The sequence below is a fragment of the Microbacterium sp. genome, assembly GCF_030149085.1.
Classification (GTDB): Bacteria; Actinomycetota; Actinomycetes; order Actinomycetales; family Microbacteriaceae; genus Microbacterium.
This window is the reverse complement of record NZ_JASBSF010000029.1, coordinates 1-7,386: the sequence shown is the minus strand read 5'-3', so window position 1 is coordinate 7,386 and position 7,386 is coordinate 1. Positions and strand designations below refer to the sequence as shown.

Here is a 7,386-nt window from a genome sequence, read left to right as displayed (position 1 = left end):
CAACGGGGCCGACCGGGGTGAAGCCGTCGAACGACTTACAGCGCGACCACTGCGCCTCAGCGAACTGGATGTCACGCGCTGTGATGTCGTTGACGACGGTGTACCCCCAGACATGATCAAGGGCCGATTCGGGTGTCACGTCCTTCGCAGGCCGGCCGATGATCACTCCGAGCTCGGCCTCATAGTCCACCGACTCGCTGAGTGTGCGCGGCCAGCTCGTCGTGCCGTCGTGCCCTGCCAGGGAGTTCGGCCACAGCACGAACACTGTCGGCGCCGTATCGGTCTTCAGCCCCAGTTCGCTGGAGTGCGCCGCATAGTTCAGGCCGACGGCGAGGATGACGGGTGGCTGCGGTACAGCGGGCCCGTAGACCGCGCCGTCAAGGGCAAGACGGGGAGCTGTCGATGCCGCCTCGCGAACCCGATCGAGCAGCTCATCGCCGCCCTCGATGAGCTCGTTGAGGGTGACCGGCGCCCCGTCGAAGAGCAGCGACACCACGGCTGCCCCGTCATCATCGACAGTGACGAGCTGCGGCGTGGCCGACCCGGGGAGGGAAACATGGGCGAAGCGCATTCACCCACGCTAGCGCTGAACAAAGACTCAGCGCCCGGTGCCGCGGCGATGCCTGCGAGTCGAAATCCGGGCGCTGAGTTGAACTAGTATCAGCTTCTCGCCGCATCCGCGCGCTGTCAAGAGCCCCCGTGCGATGGTCCTCAGCGACCGATGTCCGATCCGATCTCCCACGGCGCGATGGGCGAGAAAGTGAGGATCCAGGCTTCGATGTCTTGCATCAGCCCGGTCGCGATGAGGATGCCGACGACGATGAACAGGATGCCCAGTCCCCGCCGGAACCAGCCGTGCGGGTCAGCTGCCCAGCGCATCCGGCGGACGGCGCGCTGCCCGGCCAGGGCGATCACGAGCAGTACTGCCATGAGCCCCACGACGTAGGCGCCGAGCAACGCCAGCCCTCGTGCCGGCTCCGCGGGGAGCACCGTCACGATCACATACGCGAAGAGAGGGCTGCACGAGGTGAACACGGGGCCGAGCGCAGCGCCGGTGAGGATCGCGCCGAGGGTTCCACCGCGGCGGTGGGCGGCGTCCAGGTTCCGCGCGGAGGCGCCGGTCAGTCCGGTGCGCTGGGAGATACGGTCCCACGCTGCGGGGAACACCGAGAAGAGGCCGAGGACGATGAGCAGGATGCCGCTGGCGATCTGCCACACCTGGGTGGGGATGTCGATGAGCGCTGTGGTCGCTCGCAGCAGCAGCGTGAAGACCGTGACACTCGCTCCGAGCGACAGGGTGATGATGATGGCGCGGCGGGTGGCATCGCGGTTCGATGCGCCCTGCAAGGAGCCGCCCACGATGATCGGCAAGAGCGTGAGCGAGCAGGGAGCGAGCGTCGTCAAGGCTCCGGCCAGCAGTGCGCCAGCCAGCGCGGTGATCATCCGGCGTTCGCCTGCGCCTTGATGTCTTCGCCGGTGACCGAGCCCGTCCACTTCGCGAGCTGTGTGCCGTCGGCGCTGACCTGCACGAACGTGTGCTGCTGAGTGATTCCGTACTCTCGCTTGAGATCGGTGGCGGTGTCGTAGTCAATCTTTACGACGGTGAGCCCGTCCGGGACCCCGGCGGTGGTGAGAGATTCTTCGGTCGCGCGGCAGCTTGGACACCAGTCGGCGTGGAAGAAGTAGACAACTGCAGTGTCGGCGCGGTCGGCCATCTGGTTCTGGTACTCCTCGAGAGTGAGGTAGGCGCCGGCGGTCATCGCATCGGCTGACATGTCGTCCATCGGCTCGCTCGTGGTCATCTCGTCCGCGGAGCCGACCGACATCTCGTCGTCCATGTGGGTCGATGACGGCGTTGCTGGCGCGCCGGTTGACGTCGGGGTTGCGCAGGCGGTCAGCGAGAGGCCAGCGACGAGGATCAGTGCGGCGGCAGTGGTGGATGAGCGGCGCATGAGGACTCCTGTGCTCGGTCGGAAGATCATCGGTGAGCCTCAGTCAAGGGGACGGCGAGGCCTCTCGCCACGAAAGCGCGGCGCTTGTCACGGGTCCGTACGAACTGCCGCAACCTGCCGGGCGGCCCGAGCTAGGACTGACCCGAGGCGTCGCCCTTATCTGCCGGCAGCCGCAGGCTCACGGTGCAGCCGTCTGCTGGGGCTGTCCCGACGATCGTCACGGCCCCGCCGTGAGCTCGGGCTACCTCGTCGGCGATCGCAAGGCCGAGGCCCATTCCGCTGCCGGATCGGGCCGCGTCCCCGCGCCATCCGGGTTCGAGAAGGTGTGGCAGATCGCCTGCCGGTATGCCGCCGCAGCCGTCTGTGACCGAAACCACGGCCCAGGCGTCTGCCCGTGTCGTCGTGAGCAGCACGCGACCTCCCGCGGGGGTGTGCTGCACGGCGTTTCTGATGATGTTCGTGACGGCGCGGGTGATTTCACGGACCTCGACCTCGACGACGTCGCCGCCAAGGGCCGCCGCTTCGATGTGCACGCCCTGGGCGGCTGCCAGCGGTGAGACGGAGGCAACGGCGTCCGACACGATGTCATCGAGCGCTGCCGTCGTGATTTCACGTCTGCTCTGACCGTGAAGCCGCGAAAGTTCCACGATGTCGTCGACCATCGCGTCGAGTCGGTCGACTTCGCGCACGATGCGCGCGGGCGGGTCGTCGGGCGAGCCGTCCTCTGCGACAGACTCCGCCAATGCCCGGATGCCGGCAAGCGGCGTCCGCAGGTCGTGGGAGAGCCAGCGGACAGTCTCTCGTCGGGAGTCTTCGACCTCACGCGCGCGCTGTCTGTCGGCGCGCTCGGCGGCTGCGTCCCGCTCGACCGCGCGCGCCCGCCGGGCAAGGACGAGGCCGACAAGGAGGGCAAGGGGGGCGCAGGCGGCCAGCACGATGAGCAGCGTCTGGGACGTGTGATCGTCGATGAGCATCTGTCGAGTCGCGACAGCAACACCGGCGGCGAGCGAGGCGACCACGACGAACGGCGCTGCGATGGCAGCCACGACCGGCCGGGAGCGGGGGAGTGCCGCCACGATCGCCGTACCCGCCAGCCCGACGCCTGCCGTGGTCAGGATCGACAGGAGCACCGCGTTCTCGTCCGGGGTCACAGCGCGCCCCCCGACTCCGCCGCATCCCAGCGATATCCCTTGCCGAACACCGTCGCCAACCGGGTCGGGCGGGAGGCTTCGGACTCGACTTTTTCGCGGAGGCGCCGCACGTGCACCGTTACGGTCGAGGGATCTCCGACGTTCCAGCCCCAGACCTCGCGGATGAGATCTTCGCGGCTGTGAACGACTCCCGGGTGCTGCAGGAACCACACCAGGAGATCGAACTCGCGCGCTGTGAGAGCCAGGGCTTCCTCGTTCCGGAGAGCGCGGCCGGCGGCGACCTCGACGCGGAGATCGCCGTCGACGAGGATGTCGGGTGTTTCAGGGGGAGCGGTGGTGACCCGGCGCAGCAGGGAACGGATGCGTAGATCGAGTTCCCGCAGGCTGAAAGGCTTCGTGATGTAGTCGTCGGCTCCCGCGAGCAGCCCCTGAACCCGTTCGTGCTCCTGCGTGCGCGCCGTCACCATGATGAGGGGAAGGTCGCGCCGCATCGCGCGCAGTCTTCGCGTGACCTCGAACCCGCTCGAGCCCGGGAGCATCAGGTCGAGCAGCACGAGGTCGACGCCGGACTCGGCGAATCGCGCAACTGCTGCGTCGCCGTCGGCAACCGCTACCACATCGTGCCCGGCGCGGGTCAGGTAAGCGGCGACAGTTTCGCGCATCGTCCGGTCATCTTCGACCAGCATCAGGCGCACCACGGCCCCACTATAGGCATCCGGTCGTCTCGCGACACCCGCGGGGGCGGAGTCGTCAGGAGTTCGTAATCACCACCGCAATCGACAGTGCGTCCCTCCGGATGCTCGGCGTCGTACCGGTCGTGGCGGCGCCGCATTGCGCGCCGCGACCGGCTCTGGTGGGATGGTGAGCATGACTGATGACCGCACCAAGCCCGACATCGACGCCCCGCAGGGCCCCGCTCCCTCCGAACTCGTCATCCGTGACCTCATCGTGGGTGAGGGAGCCGAGGCGAAGCCGGGCGACAGCGTCACCGTGCACTACGTCGGCGTCGAGTACGACTCGGGTGAGGAGTTCGACTCGTCGTGGAACCGCGGTGAGAGCATCCAGTTCCCGCTCCGCGGACTCATCCAGGGCTGGCAGGACGGGATTCCGGGGATGCGTGAGGGCGGTCGCCGCGAATTGGTGATCCCGCCTCACCTGGCGTACGGCCCCGCCGGTGGCCACTTCCTGGGCGGCAAGACCCTCATTTTCATCATCGACCTCGTCTCGGTCGGCTGAGTATTTCTGACTTTTCGCACGGCGGCGGATGCTTCGGCATCCGCCGCCGTTTCGTCGCTGCGATGACCGGGAGATGACGCGCTCGCAAATTTTTCCATTCACGGGAATAGAGCGCCCGAGCTGCGGTGTTGGGGCTCTTGTCGCCGCGTGGCGGCCCAGAGAACTCCCGAGGAGAGAGCATGACCGAAACGACAACCGTCGAGATCCCCGGCTACCGCGTCGGCACGTGGCAGCTTGATGCGTCGCACAGCGAGGTCCACTTCACCGTCCGGCACATGATGATCTCGAAGGTGCGCGGCACCTTCGGTGTCAAGAGCGCGACGTTCGTGACTCCCGCAAACCCGCTCGAGACCACCGTGACCGCGTCGGTCGATGTGACCTCGGTCGACACGAAGGATGAGGGCCGCGACAAGCACCTCGCCTCGGCGGACTTCTTCGACGCCGAGAAGTACCCCACGATGGACTTCGTCTCGACCGGTGTGCGCATCGAGAACGGCGACTTCTTCGTCGACGGTGACCTCACGATCCGCGGCATCACCAAGCCCGTGACCTTCGAGGTCGAGTTCGGTGGCTTCGGCAATGACCCGTGGGGCAACTACAAGGCCGGCGCAACGGCCAAGGCTGTCATCAACCGCGAGGACTTCGGCCTCACGTGGAACGCCGCGCTCGAGACCGGTGGCGTGCTCGTGGGCAAGGACGTGACGATCGAGCTCGATCTTCAGGGCGCGCTCCAGGCCGACTGAGGCAACGCACGACCTTTCAGTGGGGCGGATGCTGCGGCATCCGCCCCACCGTCGTTTGCGGCGAGCCTGATCAGGGGACGGGGTTGTCGGCGTCGTACGCGCGGAACCCGGGACTCACGCGCACGAGGGTGGTCACGATCGCCAGAATCAGCAGTCCGCCGAGGAGCGGTGGGAACCAGAGAGTCGTGAACGTCGCAAGGGTTCCGGCGTAGAGCGCGCCCACTCGGGGTCCGCCGGCGACGACGACGATGAAGATGCCCTGCAGGCGCCCGCGGATAGCGTCGGGGACGGCCGATTGCATCATGGTCGACCGATAGATCGCGCTGACGTTGTCGGCCCCGCCCGCCACGGCTAGAACGAGGACCGCCGCGATGAGCAGCCCGACGCGAGGAGCTAGTTCTGCGCCACCGGTCGTGCCACTCGTGAGCGCCGCGATCAGCAGCACGATGCCGAACGCACCGATAGCGACGCCGTAGACGAGGATCGCGCGTTCGATCCCCAGGCCGTGTCTGCGGTAGCGCCCAATGCGCCCCGAGAGCAGGCTCGAGACGAACGCGCCCGCGGCGAAGGCCGCAGTAAGAACGCCAGTCGTGATAGCGCCGCCGCCCAGGAGCACTGCCCCGATCGCCGGGAAGAGGGCGAGCGGCTGCCCGAAGGTCATCGCAGTGATGTCGAGGATGTATTGCAGGCGGATGTTGGCAGCGCGTCGGAGAAATGCGACGCCGTCGCGCAGGGACTCGAGTCCTGGTCGGACGATCTCGCCTTCGGGGACGATGCGAGGGAGGGTCCACAGCCCGAGGAAGAGGGAGGTCATCAAAACCACGTCGGCCGAGTAGGTCCACGCGTAGCCGACCGTCGCGACCAGTATGCCGGCCAAAGCGGGTCCAGCCATCACCATGATCCCGACGGTGATCCCCTGCAGTGCTGCGGCAGCCGGAAGGAGTTGCCGGGGGAGCAATCGGGGAACGATCGCTGAGCGCGTGGCGAGTACCACCGAGTTCGCGGCGGAGTTGACGATGCTGAGCGCGTAGAGCGACCACACCGACTCGAGCTGGGTCCACGCGAGGATCGCGAGCAGAGCGGTAGAGGCGAAGGTGATGGATGCCGCCAGCAGCGCGACCAGGCGCCGGTCGAAGGCGTCGGCGAGCATTCCGCCGTAGAGTCCTGCCGCGACCATCGGGACAAGCCCGACGACGGCGATCATGGAGACGGCGAAGGTGCTCTGCGTGAGGTCGTAGACGTGGAGCATGACCGCGACGATCGTGAGCTGCCCGCCAAGGCCTGCCAGGGTCGACCCGATCCACAGCCGCGCGAAGGCGGGGCTTGCGCGGAAGGGGCGGAGATCAAGGAACTGGTCGCGCGAGAGCCGCGCCATCACAGGTCGACCTCGACCTGTTTGACGCGCGCCGAATGTCCCCGAACGATCGAGACCCGGCTCGGCGAGGTGCCGAAGTGTTCTGCCAGCACCCGGGGGAGAGCGGCGTTGGCCTCGCCTTCGTGTGCCGGTTCCCGCAGATACACGACGAGATCGGATCCCACCGTCTCGACCAGGGGACCGCGCCGGCTCCCGGGCTTTGTCCGGACGGTGATGCGCACCCGACGAGGCTACTCTGCGCACGCGCTCGCAGGCTCTGGCTCGGGCTGGTAGAGTTGTTCGGTTGCCGTTAGATCGGCCGCGGAGAAAGAGAGCTCGCACAGCAGGTGACGGGCACCGCGCAACGAAGAGAGAGGGGATCGTTCTATGGCACTGGAAGCAGAGACCAAGAAGGCGATCATCGAAGAGTACGCAACGCACCCCGGTGACACCGGATCCCCCGAGGTGCAGGTCGCGCTCATGACGCAGCGCATCAAAGACCTCACCGAGCACCTCAAGGAGCACAAGCACGACCACCACTCGCGTCGTGGCCTGTTCCTGCTCGTGGGTCAGCGCCGTCGTCTGCTCGGCTACCTCCAGGACATCGACATCGAGCGTTACCGCAAGCTGATCGAGCGTCTCGGGCTTCGCCGCTAAGCGCGAACCGCGTCCATCGCTTTCTCGAAGGGTCGTCCCACGGTGTGGGGCGGCCCTTCGTCATTGACTCGCGCGGGTGGGAATTGCTCAGCCGGCGGCTGGGGAGTAGTCTCTCGGATGGCTTAGGTAAGCCTTACCGAATCGTCCCGAGGATCCGCGTGCTCGCTAGCTTTCTCATCGGCCTCCGCGAAGGCCTCGAAGCCGCCCTCGTCATCGGCATCCTGGTGGCCTATCTCACGCAGCTGAAGCGTCGCGACGTGCTGCCGCGCCTGTGGTTGGGAGTCGGGGGTGCG

11 protein-coding genes are annotated in these 7,386 nt (G+C 67.2%); 4 read left to right on the top strand and 7 right to left on the bottom strand.

The window, feature by feature from the left end; genetic code table 11:
- The 5 genes from Q1V87_RS01065 to Q1V87_RS01045 all read right to left on the bottom strand — a co-directional run.
- On the bottom strand, positions 1 to 571 hold a 571-nt coding region (locus tag Q1V87_RS01065; RefSeq protein WP_300590483.1), incomplete at its 3' end, for a fumarylacetoacetate hydrolase family protein.
- Between the two features lie 140 nt (positions 572 to 711).
- Positions 712 to 1,443: a cytochrome c biogenesis protein CcdA gene (locus tag Q1V87_RS01060; RefSeq protein ID WP_300590482.1), complete on the bottom strand. Its 732-nt coding sequence runs from the start codon at positions 1,441 to 1,443 to the stop codon at positions 712 to 714.
- Positions 1,440 to 1,952 (bottom strand): thioredoxin family protein, encoded by a 513-nt coding sequence (locus Q1V87_RS01055; protein WP_300590481.1) that lies wholly within the window; start codon positions 1,950 to 1,952, stop codon positions 1,440 to 1,442. Before Q1V87_RS01055 ends, Q1V87_RS01060 begins: the two co-directional genes overlap by 4 nt.
- A 131-nt stretch (positions 1,953 to 2,083) precedes the next feature.
- Positions 2,084 to 3,103: a HAMP domain-containing sensor histidine kinase gene (locus Q1V87_RS01050; protein ID WP_300590480.1), complete on the bottom strand. Its 1,020-nt coding sequence runs from the start codon at positions 3,101 to 3,103 to the stop codon at positions 2,084 to 2,086.
- Positions 3,100 to 3,801, bottom strand: a complete 702-nt coding sequence (locus tag Q1V87_RS01045; RefSeq protein WP_300590479.1) for a response regulator transcription factor — start codon at positions 3,799 to 3,801, stop codon at positions 3,100 to 3,102. Before Q1V87_RS01045 ends, Q1V87_RS01050 begins: the two co-directional genes overlap by 4 nt.
- 169 nt (positions 3,802 to 3,970) lie before the next feature.
- On the opposite strand from Q1V87_RS01045, the gene Q1V87_RS01040 reads away from it, so the two are divergent.
- Positions 3,971 to 4,339 carry an FKBP-type peptidyl-prolyl cis-trans isomerase gene (locus tag Q1V87_RS01040; protein WP_292712016.1) on the top strand — a complete coding sequence of 123 codons (369 nt, stop codon included), beginning with the start codon at positions 3,971 to 3,973 and terminating at the stop codon, positions 4,337 to 4,339.
- 179 nt (positions 4,340 to 4,518) lie between these two features.
- The gene (locus tag Q1V87_RS01035; protein WP_300590478.1) at positions 4,519 to 5,082 is read left to right on the top strand and encodes a YceI family protein; all 564 of its coding nucleotides are present in this window, start codon (positions 4,519 to 4,521) and stop codon (positions 5,080 to 5,082) included.
- Positions 5,083 to 5,152: 70 nt separating this feature from the next.
- Here Q1V87_RS01035 and Q1V87_RS01030 read toward each other — a convergent pair whose 3' ends face one another.
- Both Q1V87_RS01030 and Q1V87_RS01025 read right to left on the bottom strand, forming a co-directional pair.
- Positions 5,153 to 6,457 (bottom strand): MFS transporter, encoded by a 1,305-nt coding sequence (locus Q1V87_RS01030; protein ID WP_300590485.1) that lies wholly within the window; start codon positions 6,455 to 6,457, stop codon positions 5,153 to 5,155.
- On the bottom strand, positions 6,457 to 6,678 hold the full coding sequence (locus Q1V87_RS01025; protein WP_300590477.1) for a DUF167 domain-containing protein: 222 nt from the start codon (positions 6,676 to 6,678) through the stop codon (positions 6,457 to 6,459). Before Q1V87_RS01025 ends, Q1V87_RS01030 begins: the two co-directional genes overlap by 1 nt.
- 145 nt (positions 6,679 to 6,823) lie before the next feature.
- Here Q1V87_RS01025 and rpsO point away from each other — a divergent pair, with 145 nt between their 5' ends.
- The gene (gene rpsO / locus Q1V87_RS01020; RefSeq protein ID WP_228177722.1) at positions 6,824 to 7,093 is read left to right on the top strand and encodes a 30S ribosomal protein S15; all 270 of its coding nucleotides are present in this window, start codon (positions 6,824 to 6,826) and stop codon (positions 7,091 to 7,093) included.
- A gap of 158 nt (positions 7,094 to 7,251) precedes the next feature.
- The coding region (locus Q1V87_RS01015) for an FTR1 family protein (protein WP_300590484.1) at positions 7,252 to 7,386 on the top strand (135 nt) is incomplete at its 3' end.

What these genes read in the sequence shown, in the direction of transcription:
- Q1V87_RS01060 (WP_300590482.1), bottom strand. Translation starts at nt 1,443, where the DNA reads ATGATCACCGCGCTGGCTGGCGCACTGCTGGCCGGAGCCTTGACGACG.
- Q1V87_RS01055 (WP_300590481.1), bottom strand. Translation starts at nt 1,952, where the DNA reads ATGCGCCGCTCATCCACCACTGCCGCCGCACTGATCCTCGTCGCTGGC.
- Q1V87_RS01040 (WP_292712016.1), top strand. Translation starts at nt 3,971, where the DNA reads ATGACTGATGACCGCACCAAGCCCGACATCGACGCCCCGCAGGGCCCC.
- Q1V87_RS01035 (WP_300590478.1), top strand. Translation starts at nt 4,519, where the DNA reads ATGACCGAAACGACAACCGTCGAGATCCCCGGCTACCGCGTCGGCACG.
- Q1V87_RS01030 (WP_300590485.1), bottom strand. Translation starts at nt 6,457, where the DNA reads ATGGCGCGGCTCTCGCGCGACCAGTTCCTTGATCTCCGCCCCTTCCGC.
- rpsO (WP_228177722.1), top strand. Translation starts at nt 6,824, where the DNA reads ATGGCACTGGAAGCAGAGACCAAGAAGGCGATCATCGAAGAGTACGCA.